22 protein-coding genes are annotated in these 16,905 nt (G+C 63.0%); 10 read left to right on the top strand and 12 right to left on the bottom strand.

Annotated features, from left to right (window positions below; translation table 11 throughout):
• Positions 1-16: 16 nt before the first annotated feature.
• The 6 genes from AC0GNR_RS15525 to hemP all read left to right on the top strand — a co-directional run bounded on the left by AC0GNR_RS15525 (position 17) and on the right by hemP (position 4,323).
• The gene (locus AC0GNR_RS15525) at positions 17-703 is read left to right on the top strand and encodes a Fe2+-dependent dioxygenase (protein WP_472901804.1); all 687 of its coding nucleotides are present in this window, start codon (positions 17-19) and stop codon (positions 701-703) included.
• A 62-nt stretch (positions 704-765) separates the two neighbouring features.
• Positions 766-1,860: an alpha-hydroxy acid oxidase gene (locus AC0GNR_RS15530; RefSeq protein WP_472901824.1), complete on the top strand. Its 1,095-nt coding sequence runs from the start codon at positions 766-768 to the stop codon at positions 1,858-1,860.
• A 331-nt stretch (positions 1,861-2,191) separates the two neighbouring features.
• Complete coding sequence (locus tag AC0GNR_RS15535) at positions 2,192-2,875, top strand: energy transducer TonB (protein ID WP_472901805.1); 684 nt, start codon at positions 2,192-2,194, stop codon at positions 2,873-2,875.
• A 26-nt stretch (positions 2,876-2,901) separates the two neighbouring features.
• On the top strand, positions 2,902-3,648 hold the full coding sequence (locus AC0GNR_RS15540; RefSeq protein WP_472901806.1) for a MotA/TolQ/ExbB proton channel family protein: 747 nt from the start codon (positions 2,902-2,904) through the stop codon (positions 3,646-3,648).
• Between the two features lie 18 nt (positions 3,649-3,666).
• Positions 3,667-4,086 carry an ExbD/TolR family protein gene (locus AC0GNR_RS15545; RefSeq protein ID WP_472901807.1) on the top strand — a complete coding sequence of 140 codons (420 nt, stop codon included), beginning with the start codon at positions 3,667-3,669 and terminating at the stop codon, positions 4,084-4,086.
• Between the two features lie 36 nt (positions 4,087-4,122).
• Positions 4,123-4,323, top strand: a complete 201-nt coding sequence (hemP, locus tag AC0GNR_RS15550; protein WP_472901808.1) for a hemin uptake protein HemP — start codon at positions 4,123-4,125, stop codon at positions 4,321-4,323.
• Between the two features lie 170 nt (positions 4,324-4,493).
• On the opposite strand, the gene AC0GNR_RS15555 is transcribed toward hemP, so the two are convergent.
• The gene (locus AC0GNR_RS15555; protein WP_472901809.1) at positions 4,494-4,901 is read right to left on the bottom strand and encodes a GlcG/HbpS family heme-binding protein; all 408 of its coding nucleotides are present in this window, start codon (positions 4,899-4,901) and stop codon (positions 4,494-4,496) included.
• Between the two features lie 253 nt (positions 4,902-5,154).
• Between AC0GNR_RS15555 and AC0GNR_RS15560 the strand changes: the two genes are divergently transcribed.
• Entirely contained in the window at positions 5,155-5,850 is a 696-nt protein-coding gene (locus tag AC0GNR_RS15560) for a Bax inhibitor-1/YccA family protein (RefSeq protein WP_472901810.1), read from the top strand.
• A 176-nt stretch (positions 5,851-6,026) separates the two neighbouring features.
• On the top strand, positions 6,027-6,386 hold the full coding sequence (locus AC0GNR_RS15565) for a hypothetical protein (protein WP_472901811.1): 360 nt from the start codon (positions 6,027-6,029) through the stop codon (positions 6,384-6,386).
• A gap of 15 nt (positions 6,387-6,401) precedes the next feature.
• Here AC0GNR_RS15565 and rlmD read toward each other — a convergent pair whose 3' ends face one another.
• The 5 genes from rlmD to surE all read right to left on the bottom strand — a co-directional run bounded on the left by rlmD (position 6,402) and on the right by surE (position 11,372).
• Positions 6,402-7,871, bottom strand: a complete 1,470-nt coding sequence (gene rlmD, locus AC0GNR_RS15570) for a 23S rRNA (uracil(1939)-C(5))-methyltransferase RlmD (RefSeq protein WP_472901812.1) — start codon at positions 7,869-7,871, stop codon at positions 6,402-6,404.
• Positions 7,872-7,908: 37 nt separating this feature from the next.
• Complete coding sequence (locus AC0GNR_RS15575) at positions 7,909-8,694, bottom strand: 3'-5' exonuclease (protein ID WP_472901813.1); 786 nt, start codon at positions 8,692-8,694, stop codon at positions 7,909-7,911.
• Positions 8,695-8,730: 36 nt separating this feature from the next.
• Positions 8,731-9,627, bottom strand: coding sequence for a peptidoglycan DD-metalloendopeptidase family protein (locus tag AC0GNR_RS15580; RefSeq protein WP_472901814.1), 897 nt, complete (start codon positions 9,625-9,627; stop codon positions 8,731-8,733).
• An 81-nt stretch (positions 9,628-9,708) separates the two neighbouring features.
• Entirely contained in the window at positions 9,709-10,494 is a 786-nt protein-coding gene (locus AC0GNR_RS15585; protein ID WP_472901825.1) for a protein-L-isoaspartate(D-aspartate) O-methyltransferase, read from the bottom strand.
• A gap of 68 nt (positions 10,495-10,562) precedes the next feature.
• Entirely contained in the window at positions 10,563-11,372 is an 810-nt protein-coding gene (gene surE, locus AC0GNR_RS15590) for a 5'/3'-nucleotidase SurE (protein ID WP_472901815.1), read from the bottom strand.
• 181 nt (positions 11,373-11,553) lie between these two features.
• On the opposite strand from surE, the gene AC0GNR_RS15595 reads away from it, so the two are divergent.
• Positions 11,554-12,543 (top strand): NADPH:quinone oxidoreductase family protein, encoded by a 990-nt coding sequence (locus AC0GNR_RS15595; RefSeq protein ID WP_472901816.1) that lies wholly within the window; start codon positions 11,554-11,556, stop codon positions 12,541-12,543.
• Positions 12,544-12,603: 60 nt separating this feature from the next.
• Here AC0GNR_RS15595 and AC0GNR_RS15600 read toward each other — a convergent pair whose 3' ends face one another.
• From AC0GNR_RS15600 to AC0GNR_RS15625, 6 genes are all read right to left on the bottom strand, one after another.
• The gene (locus tag AC0GNR_RS15600; protein ID WP_472901817.1) at positions 12,604-12,894 is read right to left on the bottom strand and encodes a hypothetical protein; all 291 of its coding nucleotides are present in this window, start codon (positions 12,892-12,894) and stop codon (positions 12,604-12,606) included.
• Positions 12,895-12,983: 89 nt separating this feature from the next.
• Positions 12,984-13,643, bottom strand: a complete 660-nt coding sequence (locus AC0GNR_RS15605; protein ID WP_472901818.1) for a hypothetical protein — start codon at positions 13,641-13,643, stop codon at positions 12,984-12,986.
• 64 nt (positions 13,644-13,707) lie between these two features.
• Complete coding sequence (locus AC0GNR_RS15610) at positions 13,708-14,517, bottom strand: hypothetical protein (RefSeq protein WP_472901819.1); 810 nt, start codon at positions 14,515-14,517, stop codon at positions 13,708-13,710.
• The gene (locus AC0GNR_RS15615; RefSeq protein WP_472901820.1) at positions 14,507-15,379 is read right to left on the bottom strand and encodes a GIY-YIG nuclease family protein; all 873 of its coding nucleotides are present in this window, start codon (positions 15,377-15,379) and stop codon (positions 14,507-14,509) included. Before AC0GNR_RS15615 ends, AC0GNR_RS15610 begins: the two co-directional genes overlap by 11 nt.
• Positions 15,376-16,233 carry an HNH endonuclease family protein gene (locus AC0GNR_RS15620; protein ID WP_472901821.1) on the bottom strand — a complete coding sequence of 286 codons (858 nt, stop codon included), beginning with the start codon at positions 16,231-16,233 and terminating at the stop codon, positions 15,376-15,378. The genes AC0GNR_RS15615 and AC0GNR_RS15620 overlap by 4 nt, the downstream gene beginning before the upstream one ends.
• Positions 16,230-16,670, bottom strand: a complete 441-nt coding sequence (locus AC0GNR_RS15625; protein ID WP_472901822.1) for a hypothetical protein — start codon at positions 16,668-16,670, stop codon at positions 16,230-16,232. The genes AC0GNR_RS15620 and AC0GNR_RS15625 overlap by 4 nt, the downstream gene beginning before the upstream one ends.
• Before the next feature lie 104 nt (positions 16,671-16,774).
• On the opposite strand from AC0GNR_RS15625, the gene AC0GNR_RS15630 reads away from it, so the two are divergent.
• Positions 16,775-16,905, top strand: a 131-nt coding sequence (locus tag AC0GNR_RS15630) for a helix-turn-helix domain-containing protein (RefSeq protein ID WP_472901826.1), incomplete at its 3' end; no start/stop codon positions are given.

The raw sequence follows: 16,905 nt of genomic DNA on the forward strand, positions 1-16,905 counted from the left end.
CTGCGCCACACGCAACATGATCCTTGTCCTGAAAAATCTCTTGAATCCCGGGGAACTCGCCTCGATTCGCTCCGACCTGGGACCGCAAGCGCCCTGGGTCTCAGGCGCATCGAGTGCGGGTGGACAGGCCGTGACGCAAAAGAACAACCAGCAACTGGCCCAAGACAGCGCTTTGGCCATTCGGTTGCAGCAACGCATCTTGCAAGCGGTACAGGCCGACCCGCTGTTTTTTTCAGCGGCCCTGCCGCACAAAATTTTCAACCCGCTGTTCAACCGCTACAGCGGACAAGCCAACCACTACGGGCCTCATATTGACGGTGCCATTGTGCACTCCAAGCAAACCGCCGAGCGCGTTCGGACCGACCTGTCGTGCACCGTCTTCCTGAGCGAACCTGGCGACTACGACGGCGGCGAACTGACCGTGCACGACACCTACGGCGCACAAAGCTTCAAGCTGGCGGCCGGCAGCGCGGTGCTCTACCCCGGCACGAGCCTGCACGAAGTGCGGCCTGTGACGCGCGGGCAACGCCTGGCGTGCTTTTTCTGGATTCAAAGCATGGTGCGCAGCGACGAACAGCGACAGCTCTTGTTTGACCTGGACATGAACCTGCTCAAACTGCGCCAACAGCACGGGGAAACCGCCGAGACCACGGCGCTGACGGGCACGTACCACAACCTGCTGCGCATGTGGGCGGACACATGAGTGCGCCCATGCAACCGGTCAACACCGACCCGGGCTCAGCGGCAGATCAGCCCAACAGCCCAATGGCCCGTGCGTTGCCTCAAGGGCTGGTGTGCTTGCTTGACCACGAACAGCACGCCCAAACGCTGCTGCCCGAGGCGGTGTGGGCCTACTTCAATGGCGGCGCAGCCGACGAAACCACGCTGCGGGCCAATGCCCAGGCCTGGCAAACCCTGGAGCTGCTGCCCCGCGTGCTGCGGCCGCTGGCGGGCGGCCACACCCGGGTACCGCTGCTGGGCCGCACGCTGGCGCACCCCATTTTGGTGGCGCCCATGGCCTACCAAAGCTTGGCCCACCCACAGGGTGAACACGCCACCGCTCTGGCCGCTGCAGCGCTGGGTGCCGGTCTGGTGGTGAGCACCCAGGCCAGCACCCGCCTGGAGGACGTGGCCCGAACCTACCTGCCCGATGCTGACCGCGGACCGCTCTGGTTCCAGCTGTACATGCAACCCGACCGCGGCTTTACCCGCGAGCTGGTGCAGCGCGCCGCTTCAGCGGGCTACGAAGCTCTTGTGCTGACGGTGGACGCGCCCGTGCAGGGTGTGCGAGACCGCGAGCGCCGCGCGGGTTTTCACACACCGGCTGGCGTCACTGCGGTCAATCTCATCGGCATGAACGCGCCTGCGGCCGCCCCGCTGCAACCCGGGCAGAGCGCGCTGTTCGATGGTCTACTCACGCACGCCCCCACCTGGGCCGACGTGGCCTGGCTGCGCTCCATCACGCATCTGCCGGTGCTGCTCAAGGGCGTCACCCACCCGGCGGATGCGGTGGAGGCCGTTCGCTGCGGTGTGGCCGGTGTGATCGTGTCCAACCACGGCGGGCGAACGCTCGACACGGTGCCCGCCACCGCCCGCTTGCTGCCGCGCGTGGTCCAAGCAATTCAGGGCGACGTGCCGGTGCTGGTGGACGGCGGCATTCGCCGGGGCACCGACGTGCTCAAGGCCATGGCGCTGGGCGCGTCAAGCGTGCTGGTGGGCCGCCCCGTTTTGCACGGACTCACCAACGCTGGCGCCACCGGTGTGGCCCACGTGATCCGGCTGTTGCGTGATGAATTGGAGATAGCCATGGCGCTCACCGGATGCCGTACCCTGGACGATGCCCACCTGACATTGGCTTGACGCACCTGCGAACAGTCGGGTCGTGGCTGTAAGAGCCTACCCGCAGACCAGAAAACACGTCTCATCCCTCCTTATTCATTTATTGCGAATCATTCTCATGTAGAATGATCTACTTCTACACACCACACCTGCACAACCCCACCGCACCAAGGAACCGCCATGGCCACCGGTCTCACCATGCTTGCCGTCAGTCTGGCGATCCTGCTCGCGGCGCTGCGCTGGGTCTTGCGCCCGGTCATCAGCCCCAAGCGCCACACCCCCTGACACCACCCACCAGCACGCCTAAACTATGACCGCCGCCAGCGCAAGCTTTGCGCCCTTCCCCAGCCCCATGCCTTTCCAAGCCCCACGCCCCCCCGTTCAGCGCCGCCTGCTTATCGTTGCGGCGGTGCTGGGCTTTCACGTGGCTGGGCTGTGGGCGCTGCAAAGCGGCCTGCTGCACCGCGCCGTGGCCAAGGTGATGCCGGCGCTGGTGATGGCCGAATTGATCGAGGCGCCACAGCCCGAGATCACCCCCCTGCCGCCCGCACCGCCCACCGAAAAAGCTCGCCCGGTGAGCCAGGCACCCAAACAGCCGAAACCGGCGACAACCCCGACCCCCCAGCCCGTGGCCCTAACCAGCCCCACACCCGCGCTCGATGCACCCACAGGCGCCACGCAGCCGGACCCCGCACCACCTGCCCTGCTGGCGGCCGTGAGCGAGCCAGCACCGGCACCCCCGGCGCCGCCCCGCGTGGAACTGCCTTCGAGCAGCGCCGACTACCTGAACAACCCGCGGCCGCCGTACCCGCCGCTGTCCAAGCGCCTGGGCGAACAAGGCAAGGTGGTGGTGCGCGTATTCATTGAGGCCAACGGCGCGGCCAGCAGAGCCGAAATACGCAGTTCCAGCGGCTACGACCGGCTGGACCAGACCGCGCTGCAAACGGTTTTGAAATGGCGTTACGCGCCAGGCAAACGCAACGGCGTGGCCGAGGCCATGTGGTTCAACGTACCGATCAGTTTTGTTCTTGAATAACCCCTTTTCTCCCGGAGCTTGAAACCATGGAAACGCAATTCGCCACCTCGGGCCTGGCCCACGTCTGGACGCAGGGTGACTGGGTCACCCGCAGCGTCGCGCTGGTGCTGCTGGTCATGTCGCTGGCCACCTGGATCATCATTTTGTGGAAGGCCCTGGACCAACGCGCCCAACGCGCCCAGGCCAAAGGCGTTGAGGGCTTCTGGCACAGCGCCGACTTTGCCGAAGGCCTGGACAAGCTCGGCGAGCCCGATGGCAACCCGTTTCGGGCTGTGGCCATGGAAGGCCGTGAAGCCACGCGCCACATCCTGCACAAAGACGGCCACAACGGCTCCCCCCCCGTGCGCCAGCTGCACGACGCGCTGGACGTGAGCGACTGGGTGGAGCGCTCACTGCGCAAAAGTGTGGACGACTTCCAGGCCCGCGCGCAGGGCGGCTTGTCGGTGTTGGCTTCGGTGGCCTCCACCGCGCCATTCGTGGGCTTGTTCGGCACCGTTTGGGGTATCTACCACGCCTTGCTGGGCATTGGTGCAGCGGGTCAGGTCAGCATCGACCAGGTAGCAGGCCCCATTGGCGAGGCACTGATTATGACCGCCCTAGGCCTCGTGGTGGCCATTCCGGCGGTGCTGGGCTACAACGCCCTGCTGCGCGGCAACAAGGGCATCGTTCACAAGCTCAACCGCTTTGCGCACGACCTGCACGCTTACTTTGTCACCGGTGCCCGCGTCACGGCGGGTGGCGACGGCAAGGTGCTGCCCATGAAAAAAGCCTGAACCTTTTAAGACACGACCATGGCCATTGGAACCCAGGAAGACAGCGACGCCATGCTGGGCGAGATCAACATGATCCCGTTCATCGACGTCATGCTGGTGCTGCTCATCATTTTCATCATCACCGTGCCGGTGATCAAACACGCGGTCAACATCGACCTGCCCAACGCCAGCAACGAAAAGGTGCAAGACAAACCGGAGAACATCCGTTTGGCCATTGACGCAGACGGCGCCTATTTCTGGAACGAGCAAAAGGTGGACGACGCCGCTCTGGCCAACCGCCTGGGGCTGGCTGCGGCCCAAACGCCGCAACCCGAACTGCACATTCGCGGCGACAAAGCGGTGCGCTACGAGCGCGTGGCCCTGGCCATGGCGGCTGCGCAGCGCGCCGGTGTACGCAAGATCGGCTTCATCACCGAACCCACTGCGCCCGGGCCGTGAGCCATGCAAAACGCCAACCCTGAAAAGACAGACAGCATGAGTCAACCGAACGAGACGAACGGGCCGTTGGCAGCGTCTGCCGAGCCAAGGCGGTCAGGCTCGACCGCAGCCACCGCAGCCACCGCACTGCCCAGCCAAGACCTGCTGCGTGGGGAGAAGACGGTGGTGATTGAGCACAACGGGACCGTTTACCGCCTGCAAAGCACACGGGCTGGCAAACTGATCCTGACCAAATGAAGCTGAGCAACCCGAAGCCAGCGGCAAAAGCAGCACGCAACCCATCTTGATCGTGGGGCGACCTGGCGCTTTTACAGGCGCCGGCGTCGTTTTTTGGGCCAGCCAGGAAAGTGCTTTTCTAGCACTTTCGGTAGCCAGTCATTTTTTCAGGGGCCAGCCGCCCCTGCGGCTTACAGGCCGAGTGCAGCAATGCCCGCGCGGGCAATCTGCGCGTCTTCGCTCGACTTCACGCCGCTCACACCCACAGCACCGATGCACTGGCCGTCTTTCATGACGGGAACGCCGCCTTCCAGCATGCCCGACACGGCGGGCGCGCTCAGGAACGACACACGACCCTGGTTGATCACATCTTCATAAACCTTGCTTTCGCGCTGACCCAACGCAGCCGTGTGCGCCTTGGCGGGTGCAATGTGTGAAGAAATGGCCGGGGCGCCGTCCAGCCGCTGCAGCCACAGCAAGTGGCCACCGTCGTCCACGATGGCAATGGTCACGGCCCATTTGTTTTGCAGCGCTTCAGCTTCAGCAGCAGCGGCCATCTGTTTGATGTCAGCGATTTCGAGGACGGCTTTGTTTTTCATGAACTTTTTCCGAGGTTGTTGAGTCGTATTGGGCGTAACAAGGACTGAGCTTAAACGCTCAGTCACAGGGTTTCCACGATACCGCGTGCATTGGGCGCTTTGAGGTCACTAGTGACCTTACGAAAAATGGAGCTTTTGCCCGAACGGCGTTGTGCGGTAGGCGGCACCCTACAATAGGTTGGAGAGCGTTGTTGACCTGCGGGTTTGGCAACGGTTTGTTTTAGCAAGTCAGATGATGAAGGAGATCACCACCATGACCGACCACGTTCAAAACAGCGGCCGCTTCGGTAGCGCCGTCGCCTCGTCAGTCGATCGCAACAAAGTGATGCGCAACACCTATTGGCTGCTCGCGCTGTCCATGCTGCCCACGGTGCTGGGTGCCTGGATCGGTGTGGCCACCGGCATCACCGCCAGCTTGACGGGGGGCCTGGGTCTGATCGTCTTCCTGGGTGGCGCCTTCGGCTTCATGTTTGCCATCGAGAAAACCAAGAACACCGCAGCGGGTGTGCCCGTGCTGTTGGCCTTCACCTTCTTCATGGGTCTCATGTTGTCGCGCATGCTCGGTGCCGTGCTGGGCTTCAGCAACGGCTCCAGCCTGATCATGACCGCCTTTGGCGGCACCGCCGGCGTATTCTTCGTCATGGCCAACCTGTCCACCGTGATCAAGCGCGACCTGTCGGGCATGGGCAAGTGGCTGTTTGTGGGCGCACTGGCCATTATGGTGGGCGCCGTCGTGAACATTTTCGTGGGCAGCACCGCCGGCATGGCAGCCATTGCAACCTTGGCCATCATCGTGTTCAGCCTGTACCTGTTGTACGACCTGAAGCGCATTGTGGACGGTGGCGAAACCAACTACATCAGCGCGACCTTGGGCCTCTACCTAAGCCTGTTCAACATTTTCCAGAGCCTGCTGGCCCTGCTGGGTATTTTTGGCGGCGAGCGCGACTAAGCGATCAAAAAAGCCAGCCGGCAGCTGGCACGCTGAAAAAGGACCTTCGGGTCCTTTTTTTTTGTCCGTTTGCGGTGTTTGGCGTCTTCGGCGGGCAGACGGGGAAATGGATCGCTAGACGCTATCAAGTTTGGACAGAAAAGGCCGAAAAAGAAAGCAAACCTGCCGGACTCACCATGCGCCACACCACCCGCTCTCTTTGCCTGCTCGCCATCGCCAGTCTGCTGTCCGGCTGCGAGGCCCTGGGCATTGAAACGGCAACGCAGATCAACGCCAAAAAAGAGGCCGAAGCCAAGGCCATTGGCAGCGCCTGCCGCCATGCGGTGCGCAGCATCGAGTCGTGCTTTGGCAGCAACCCGAAAGCGGGCAAAGCCGCCGTGTTCGCGGGTTGGAAAGAAATGGACCAGTACATGCGCGACAACGAGATTGTCGGCATGCCCTCAGAGCCGGCGCCGTCTCAGTCGGTCACCGAACCGGCTGCTGGTGCCCCTCCCACCGACCCCAACGCCCAGGACAAGGCTGCGCGCAGGTCCTGAGCGCAGGCGCTGCGTTCAGGCGTCTGGACCAGCCGCCCGGGTTTCGTCGAGCTCAAACACCGCCATGCTCTCCACGTGGGCCGTGTGCGGGAACATGTTGACCACCCCCGCCGCCACGCAGCGGTAACCCGCCTGGTGCACCAGCAAGCCGGCGTCACGGGCCAGCGTGGCGGGGTTGCAGCTCACATAAACAATGCGCTTGGGTGGCGTCCAGCTGCCACGCAATTCGGGATGCAAATGCAGGTCGGCCAGGGCCTTGGCCAAGGCAAAAGCGCCTTCGCGCGGCGGGTCCACCAGCCATTTGTCGGCGGTGCCGTCGGCCACCAGCAGCACTGGCGTCATGTCAAACAGGTTGCGCGCCACAAACGCCGTGGGCGCCAAGGGTGCCAAACGCCCGGCCTGGTTGCCTGCCAGGTTGTCGCGGGAACGGGCCACCAGCGCTTCGCTGCCTTCAATGCCCAGCACCTCGCCAGCCTGGGTGGCAATGGGCAGCGTGAAGTTGCCGAGCCCGCAAAACCAGTCGATCACACGCTCGTGCTTTTGCGCGTCCAGCAGCCGCAGCGAGCGCGCCACCAGCACCCGGTTGATGTGCGGGTTGACCTGGGTGAAATCGGTCGGCTTGAACGGCATGGTGATGCCAAATTCGGGCAGGCGGTAGCACAGCGCCGGGCCGCCCTCGTCGAGCAGCTTCACGGTGTCGGGGCCTTTGGCTTGCAGCCACCACTGCACGCCGTGCTGCACGGCAAAAGCGCGCAGGCGGGCCAGGTCGTCTTCCGACAAGGGCTCCAGATGGCGCAGCACCAGGGCGGTCACGTCGTCGCCGCAGGCCAGTTCAATTTGGGGGCAAGTCTCGCGCGCGTCCATGCCAAAAATGAGATCGCGCAACGGCATCAGCATGGCACTGACATGCGGCGGGAGCACATGGCAGACCTTCATGTCGGCCACGTAGCGGCTCTTGCGCTCGTGAAAGCCAATCAGCACCTCGCCTTTTTTGTGCACATGGCGCACCGACAGCCGAGCCCGGTAGCGGTAGCCCCAGGCCGGTCCTTCGATGGGACGCAACAGGGTTTCGGCCTTCACCTTGCCCAGGTGCCACAGGTTGTCTTCCAGCACCCGCTGCTTGACGGCCACTTGGGCGGTTTCGTGCAGGTGCTGCATCTTGCAGCCACCACAGGCACCAGCATGCAGGCCGAAGTTGGGGCAGCCTGGGCGCACGCGCTGCGAAGATTCGCGGTGGATGGCGGTGACGGTACCGGCTTCCCAGTTGTTTTTCTTGCGGTGAATGTTGACGCTGACGACTTCAAACGGCAGTGCGCCTTCGATGAAGACAACCTTGCCGTCGGGTCGGCGGGCGATGCCCTGGGCGTCAATGTCCAGCGATTCGACGGCCAGCCAGCCGTGGGGCAGCGCTTCGGTGGGGGAGGCCTGCGGGTTGTCGCTGGCGGTGGTGAGGAGGCTGTTTTCGTGAAGGGTAGAGGCGGTCATGCCCCGATTGTCTCAGAGGCCCAAACTTTAAAACGCCTCAGACCCAGGCCTTGAGGTACTCGTCCCAATGGCTCTCCATGGGCGCAAGTTGGCCCAAGGTTTCTTTCACCAGCGCTATTTCCTGCTCGTATTCGGCCTCGGTGAGCCCGCCACGCATTTTCTGGAAGCGGCAATACACGAGGTAGGTGTTCATCACGTCGGTTTCACAGTAGCGCCGGATGTCATCGGTCTGCCCCGCGAGGTACTGCGCATACACCTGGGAGCCATCCATACCCAGCTTGCCGGGAAAGCCGCACAACTTGGCCATGGCGTCCAGCGGCGCGTTGTTCTTGGGGCTGTACATGGCGAGCAAGTCCATCAGATCCAGATGGCGCATGTGGTAGCGGCTGATGTAGTTGTTCCACTTGAACTCGCGGTCGTCTTCGCCCATGTCCCAGTATTTGCTGGCCTCAACGCCGTGGCGCAAACCGCGGTAGTGCAGCACCGGCAAGTCAAAACCGCTGCCGTTCCAGCTGACCAGCTGCGGCATGTGTTTTTCAACCGCGTGGAAGAAGGTCTGAACCACCTTGCCTTCGCTCTGGTCGTCGCGGTCCACAAACGAGTGGATGCGCAAACCTTCTGAATTTCGAAACACCACGCTGATGCACAGCACGCGCTGCAGGTGCAGCTGCATGAAGTCGCTTTGGCCCTTTTCCTTGCGCTCAGCGAGCCAGGCTGCGTAGACCTGCTCATCGGAGGCCTCAGCGGGCTCGCCGCGCAAGGCGCGCAGACCGGCGATGTCGGGGATGGATTCGATGTCGAAAACAAGGACAGGCCAGCCCATGGTGTTCAGCCTGTCGTTGTGTTCAATACAACCCGCTCAGCGCTTGGGCAGGTGGTTCAGCGGATCGACGGGTTTGCCTTGGCGGCGCACCTCAAAATGCAGCTTCACGCGATCGGTGTCGCTGCTGCCCATTTCGGCGATTTTTTGCCCCTGCTTGACGGCTTGGTCTTCGCGCACCAGCAAGGCCTGGTTGTGGGCATAGGCCGTGAGGTAAGTGTTGTTGTGCTTCAGGATGATCAGGTTGCCATAACCCCGCAGACCGGCACCAGCGTACACCACGCGACCGTCGGCAGCGGCCACCACCGCGTCGCCCACGCGGCCAGCAATGGAGACGCCTTTGTTTTTGGCCTCGTCAAACGTGGCCACCAACGTACCTTGAGCGGGCCAGACGAAGTTGATGTCGTCGGCGCCAGCCGGCTCGGGGGCCGCAACGGGCGCAGGTGCAGGGGTGACGCTGGCCGTTGCCGTGCCGGCGGGCGCCAGCGGGCGCGCCACCACACCCGTGCTGGTCACGGCCGAGGTGGACGCCGTGAGCGGTGCGGCCGGCGCAGCCACCACCACGGGCGCCACGCCGGCTGGAGGCACCACGCGCAGCACCTGGCCCACTTCCAGCACATTGGGGTTGCTCAGGTTGTTCCAGGTTTGTACGTCGCGCCAAGGTTGGCCACTGTCCAGAGCAATGCGAAACAGCGTGTCGCCGGGGCGCACGGTGTAGTAACCCGGCTTGCCAGCGTTTTCAGCGCCCGGCAGGCTTTTCACCTCGGTGCGGGTCGAAGACCGGTCTTCGACAGGAGCGGGCTGGGCCAGTCGCTGGGTGGAACACCCGGCCGCGACCAGCAGCGCCGCCAACACGCTCAGCACCGCAGCGCCCTGCCAGTGCGGACGGGCACCCTGCCGCGTGCGATCCAGCGCCAAATTCGAAAAATTGCTCATGAAAACTCCCACCTGTGATACCCGGCGTGGCCACTGACCACACCCTAAAAAGAATAAGCCCAACCTACTGCAGGCAGAACGTCATGCGACACCCGATTTTAGGGGCACGAAGAGCACCGCTTCGAGCACGGTGCGGACAACGCCGTTGGCGGTCTTGTCGATCACCACCAGGTTTTGATGACCCGACTCCGTCATGGCCGGCGCCACCAGCCGCCCACCCACCCCCAGCTGGTCGATCCAGGCTTGTGGAATGTCGTTGCCACCAGCGGCTGCAATGATGGCGGCATAAGGCGCCCCTTGGGCATAACCCAGCATGCCGTCACCAAACAGCAAATGCAGATTGGACAGACGAAACCAGCGAAGGTTCTCACGGGCACGCTCGTGCAGCCCGCGCAGGCGCTCGATGCTGTACACCTCGCGTGACAAATGGCTGAGCAGCGCGGCCTGGTAACCACAGCCGGTACCAATCTCCAGCACCCGGCCGAGCTTGTCGGTGCGGCCTTCACACATCAGCTCCAGCATGCGGGCCACCACGTTGGGCTTTGAAATCGTCTGGCCCAGGCCGATGGGCAGGCTGGTGTCTTCGTAAGCCTGGTTGGCCAGCGCCGTGTCCACAAAACGGTGGCGCTCCACCGCGGCCAGCGCCGCGAGCACGGCCGGGTGCGCCAGGCCTTGAGCTTGAAGTTTTCGCACCATGGCCGCACGCACCGCTTGCGAGTCCATGCCCATACCGGCAGACACCGCTGGGCGCTGGACACCGGGCTGCGCTGGTTTGCCCCCCGCTTGCACAGCGCCAGCCGATGCCACGACCTTGGGGGCGGGCCCGCCGTTGGCCTTGGCCGCCACAGGCTGCACACTCGACGCCATCTTGGCTGGAAAGCTCGGTCTCGCGCGGGCCGGGCTGGCCACGCTGGGGGCCACCGGCAGGTTGCGCTTCACGCAGGCGCTCCAGCCGGGGGCTGAGTCTCTGCGGGTGCCGACAAATGCGCGGCTGTGGGCGCCCAGTAAGGCAGGCGCTCATGGTCCGTCAGGTCCACCTGCAGCGGCGTGATGGTGGCGTAGCCTTGGGCGGCGGCATGAAAGTCGGTGCCATCGGCATCGTCTTTGGCGGCGCCGGCACTGCCAATCCAGTACATGGTGTCACCGCGTGGATTGACTTGCGAAATCACCTGTTCCGCCGCATGGCGGCGCCCCAGGCGGGCCACCTTGAAGCCCTTGATGTCGTCGAGCGGGCGGTTGGGGATGTTCACATTGAGCAGCCAGGGCACACCGCGGTGGGCAGCCTCGGGCAGGGAGGGCATGAGCTGCGTGACCAGCTGGGCGGCTTTTTGGGCTGCCGCATCCAGGTGGGCCCAGCCCTTTTCGGTCTGAGAAAACGCAATGGCCGGAATGCCAAACAAATAGCCTTCCATGGCCGCGCCCACGGTGCCGGAATAAATAGTGTCGTCGCCCATGTTGGCGCCGTTGTTGATGCCCGACACCACCAGATCGGGCCGGTAACCCAGCAAACCGGTCAGCGCAATGTGCACACAGTCGGCTGGTGTGCCGTTGACGTAGCGAAAACCGTTGTGGGCGGTGTGCACATACAAGGGCGAATGCAGGGTGAGGGCATTGGACTTGGCGCTGTTGTTGTGTTCAGGTGCCACCACCTCCACCTGCACACCGGGCAGCGCCTTGATGGCTTCATAAAGGGCCACGATGCCGGGCGCCTGGTATCCATCGTCGTTGGAGATGAGAATTTTCATGTGCTCGATTTTAGGTGCTTACGGGGGGGTGAGACGCCGCGCCAAAGGAACACCCGCCGCAGCAAATGGGCCGACATACCCGCGTCACACGAGGGACAAGCACAGGGCTTTCCCCGTGGGGCGCCCCGGGGTTGCGTGCCTATCATGATCCGCTTTGAACGAACCCAACGAGGAACAACCCATGCAAGCCTGGCTGTGCGAAAACCCTGTGGGCGTTGAAGCCCTGACCTGGAAAGAACTGCCGACCCCCGAGCCCAAGGCGGGCGAGGTGCTGATTGAGATCCAGGCCGCCAGCCTGAACTTTCCCGACCTGCTGATCGTGCAGAACAAATACCAGATGAAGCCCGCGCTGCCCTTTGTGCCGGGCTCGGAATACGCGGGCGTGGTGCGCGCTGTGGGCGAAGGCGTGAAACACCTGCAGGTGGGCCAAAGCGTGGCCTGCCTGAGCGGCACCGGCGGCTTTGGCACCCACACGCTGGCACCCGCCGCGCTGTGCATGCCTCTGCCTGCCGGTTTCCCGGCCGTGGACGCAGCGGCTTTCATCATGATTTACGCCACCTCGTGGCACGCCCTGATGGACCGCGCCGCCCTGAAAGCGGGCGAAACCGTGCTGGTGCTGGGCGCGGCAGGCGGCGTGGGCACCGCGGCCATTCAGATTGCCAAGGCGGCCGGGGCGCGGGTGATTGCCGCAGCGTCCAGCGAAGAAAAGTGCGAACTCTGCCGCCAGCTGGGGGCTGATGCCACCATCAACTACAGCGTGCACACGCCCAAAGAAGGTTTGCGCGACGCCATCAAGGCGGCCACCGACGGCAAAGGCCCCGACGTGATCTACGACCCGGTGGGCGGCGACTTCGCCGAACCCGCCTTTCGCTCCATCGCCTGGCGCGGGCGCTACCTGGTGGTGGGCTTTGCCAGCGGCCCCATCCCCAGCCTGCCGCTGAACCTGACCCTGCTCAAGGGCGCCAGCATCGTCGGCGTGTTCTGGGGCGACTTTGCCCGGCGCGAGCCCAAGGCCAACGCAGACATGATGCAAACGCTGGCAACGATGTATGGCAAAGGCCAGATCAAACCCGTGATCGACCAGACACTGCCCATGAGCGAGCTGCCCCGGGCCTACGCCATCATGGGTTCGCGCTCGGTCAAAGGCAAACTGGTGATGGTGAACGCCTGAGGCCAAACACCCACGCTCCAGCGTGAAAACGCGGCACGCTGAACCGTACCGCTCATCGGCTCAAACCTCTTCGGCCACATCGGCGCCCAGGTCGCCGGCAATCAGCTTGAACTGCTCCAGGGCCGCCTGCAGGTCTTCCACAATTTCTTGCGCGATCACGGCCGGCGCCGGCAGGTTGTCGCTGTCGGCCAGGCTGTCGTCCTTCAGCCAGAAGATGTCGAGGCTGGCCTTGTCGCGCGCCACGATGTCGTCAAAGCTGTAGGCGCGCCAGCGGCCTTCGGGCTGCTCCGCGCTCGCGTCCACGTCTTCGGTGGCGCGTGCGTCACTGAGCAAGGGCTGAGATATCAGCAAGCCGGCGGCGCAGCCGCCCACAAACAACCCCTGCTCGCACAGCGAGCCCCATGGCGTGGGCCATGCCAGACAACAATTCCAGGCTGGGGTTAGCCCTGCACGGGCCTGTCTGCGGGCTTGGGTCCGTCGGAGTAGATCAGCAGCGGCAGCCGCTTGAGCGCCATGCCGCGCTCGCGCGCGCGGCCCACGCGCAAGGCATCAAACAAGGCCAGCATTTCATACAGCCTGGCGTCTTGCATGGCGGCAAAAGGTGCCGCCGGGTGCAAGGGCTCCAGCCCCTGCCCGCGGGCCGTGCCATTGGGGTGCGGCCACACCCAGTCGTCAGAGCCTGGCGCAAACACGCCTGCGAAAGCGGGCGCGCTATGGCTCGTGGGTACGCCCACCGTCACCGGCAACCGGTCTGGCGCAAAGGCGTATTTGGCGCCGTGCACCGCAAACTCTGCCAGGTTGCGGCTGTGTACCCGCGCCGGGTTGTCGGCGTTGCTGGCCACCCCCGCCAGGGCGCGGCGCGACTTGCCACGCACCCGGTAAATGGCGGCGGCCTCCTGGTCGCCCGGCGCCGCAGCGGGCGGCGGCGCCAGCAAGGCCGCGTCCACCAGCAGCCCGGCCTGCAAACCCCGCTTCACTGAGGCGTGGGCCTCTGAAGCGCTCAAACCTACCTCTTGCGCCAGGCGGACATAGGTCCAGCGCTGATCCCCCAAAGCCACGAGCTTGAGGGCGACCAGGAAGTCTTGGGGTTTGAGCTGCATTTCGTTCTTTATTCGCAAATCGCGAATATGGAATGTAAAGAAACATCCACCCAAATGCAACCCGTCAGCGCACGCCCAATATCCACCCTTCCAGGTCCGCCACTGCGCGCTCGCCCAGCGACAGCGGCGGCGCAAAGTAGCCATCCAAAGCGCCCCGCCCGTGCATTTCACGCATCCAGCGCGCCGTGGCGTAAGCGTCTTGTTGGTCTGGCGTTCGCCCTTCACGCTCGTACCGGTTGCGAAAAATTGAGGGGTACACCTCCACCAGCACCGGTTTGTCTGAAGGAATGGCCCACCCATCAAACGGCCACACATGCAGCCGCTCGCAGGCTTGCTCACGCAACCACTTCAACCACGGAATACCGGCATGCGTGGACTTGGCCACCGAACCCTGCACATCAAACAAAAACACGCTCTTGGCCGATGAGGTCCAGCGCTCCGTCAGGCGAAACTCGTCAGAGCTGCCGGTGCGGGTGCCGGGTGGCGGCGCATCTCCCGTGCGGTAGAGATTGCCGTCGCGCACAAAGTCCACATACACGTGGTCGCTGTGCGTTGGCCAGTGGTGCACAAAGTCAGACAAGAAATCAGGCCAGCTCTCCAGCCCGTAGCGCGCAAAGTAGCTCACAGGCATCGAAAAGCCATGGTCAATGCCAGCCAGAAAACGTGTTCCCTTGTGCACCTCCTGCAGCAGCCGTTCGGCCACTTCCTGCCGGGTCCAGTTCACGCGCTGTCCGTTGTTGGAACGTGTGGGGCTCGCCCAGGCCTCTACAGGTCCGCCACCTGGCTGCGCCGCGTAGACCTGCAGCCCCTTGAGCCTCGATGTGGGCGTCTCGGCACCTGAATAGTCGATGCCAATAAAACAATCAAAGCTCATGCCCCGCCTCCGCCTCCTGCAACGCCTTTAAAGTGCGCCCCTGCGCATCCTTCCACTCAATGCGCCCGTTGGCGCTGCGGCCAAGCACCACGGCCGCCGCCGTGCTGGGCGAGCTGAAGCTGTAGTCCTGCGTAAAGCGGTACAGCCCTTCAGCCAGCGCCAGCACGCCGTTGGCGATCAGCTCTTGCCGCAGGTCGAACATGCCGCGCACATGCTGCTGCATGGAAGGCACCGACTCGGCCACCGCCTGCGAACCCGCCTTCACCACAAAACCCTGGCTCGCTTCGTAACCGCTGGCCAACGCGCCCTTGCCCTTGCAGCTGAGCACCGGGCTCGCCTTGGCGGCCACGGCTGGCGCCGACTCGAACGCATGCACCCCCAGCACCGGCAGCATGCCCAGCATGTGGGCCAGAAACACCTCCATGTCGGCCCGATCCGCCTCGCTCAGGCTGGGTTCGGTGGGCTGGTTGGCGTTGTCCAGCGGCACGCGCTTGGCCGCGCGGGCCAGCGCGATCAGCCGCGCCTCCAGAAACTGCACATGCGCCTTGTTCAGCAGCCCGCCCACTGCAACGAAGCCGATGGCGCGGGTCCAGAAATCTTTCTGCGCGTAGTGGCTCTCCAGCCGCGGGCGAATCGGGTCGCCCTCGCCCACGTAGAGCAACTCGCCCTCACCATCCGGCCGCGGGCCGAGCAACAGGTACACACCGGTCTGCTGCAGCTCGGGCCGGGCCTTCACCTGCGGCAGCAAGGCGCGAGGAAATACCAGCGCCTTGCCGATCCAGTTGGAGCGTTCGACGATGCGCAGGCCGTCGGGGTCTCCGTCGGCGACGAAGATGCGGAGAGAGAAAGGGCTGACAGTCATCCGATCAGCTTCCTGAGCTGTGGATCATTTCGGAACTCAACGCACCACCGCGCTACGGAAGAAAGCTGTTCGGATGGCCGTGTCAACCTGACGATCTCCCTTGCTCGATCGTTCATTTTCTGTCGTGCGGCCGCAGCGTGTGGCGTACATGCCTGTGCCTTAGCTTGATAGTAGGCAGTGATCGTATTGTTCATTTTTTGCCACAACTTTCTACGTGCCTCAGCCAACTCAGGGTGATCTGTGAGTTTGAGTCTTTCAATCGTTCTTTTGACCCTAACCCGCTCCCAGCGGGTAATGCCGGGTGTGGGTATTGCACTACCGGTTTCATCGAACGAGATCAGAGTCACATCATGCGCATTTGTTGGATCCAGGAAATGAAATGTTTCGTCATCCTCGCATTGATTTTTGAACGTAGAATATTTTGATCCGTGTCTGAGTGGAAACCAAACTCCCTTTTTACGATTCGGGACAGATCCTGAAAATCGAAAATTGACATAGTTGAACGCTAGCCACCAATAGCCATCCCGCTCCGGCCCCTTGGAATTCTTTGCACTTTTCTTTGGTCGAAAGTGTTCAACATCGAGATGGGACGCAATATCTCGGGCCTCTGTGAACCAACATTTACCGCCCGACAAAGCAGAAAGCCAAGGCTTTAGTTTTCCCCAGTGAGCACTGTGGCTATCGATATACTTATTCCGCTCGTCTACCTTGCCCGCAGCATCGAGCGTTGCAAGCTCACTCGTCAATCGCTTCGACTGAGCCAACCATGCGTTCCAGTCAGCCGCAGACCAAGGCGTCCAACCAGGAATATCTTTATCAATCGGTTGCCGACCCTCGACATCAATAAAAATCACCCTGCGTCTCCTTGGCGCAAAATTTCATCAATAATTTCCTCGGCAATGGCGTCCTGCTCCGCCCGTTCTGCCGGGGAAAGTTCGCGTTTGTGAAATCTGGTGTGCTTTCCCATTTGGCGAACAAATTTTGCGTAATACGGATCTTTGAAATCCGCATTCGAAAAACCAAGATCGGCCAGTTCTTCACTCTGGCGTCGCAACTCTTCATCCTCAGCAAGAGTTCGCCGATCTTTTGCATACAACTCGTTGCGACGGAACAAACGGCGCTCCGTTTCCGCATCCAAAGTTGAAGCCAGCCCAAACAAGTCACTTTTCAACAACCCGGTTATTCCCATCCCCTGCGGATGCTCGTCCGGCGTATCCACGACGGTGCGGTTGTCTTCACGGCGCAAGATATGCACTTGTTCGCGCCGCAGGCTGCCCACCTGTTGATTCATTTCCAAAACTGGGCCATTTCGGGACGAGTTCACGTTGAAATCTGAGCCACGTTGCCGCTCTATCCTGCTGAATTTTTCAGCACGGAGGAGCAGGAGTGATCAACGTGAGCACATTGAGCAAGTTACGCCGCCTCGTGCTGAGGCAGGACGTGTCGGTGCGCGAGGCCAGCAGGCGCCTCGGTATCTCGCGCAACACAGCCACCAAGTGGCTCAAGGACGGCCAGATGGCCGAGCC

This window comes from Hydrogenophaga sp. LT287, assembly GCF_055702805.1.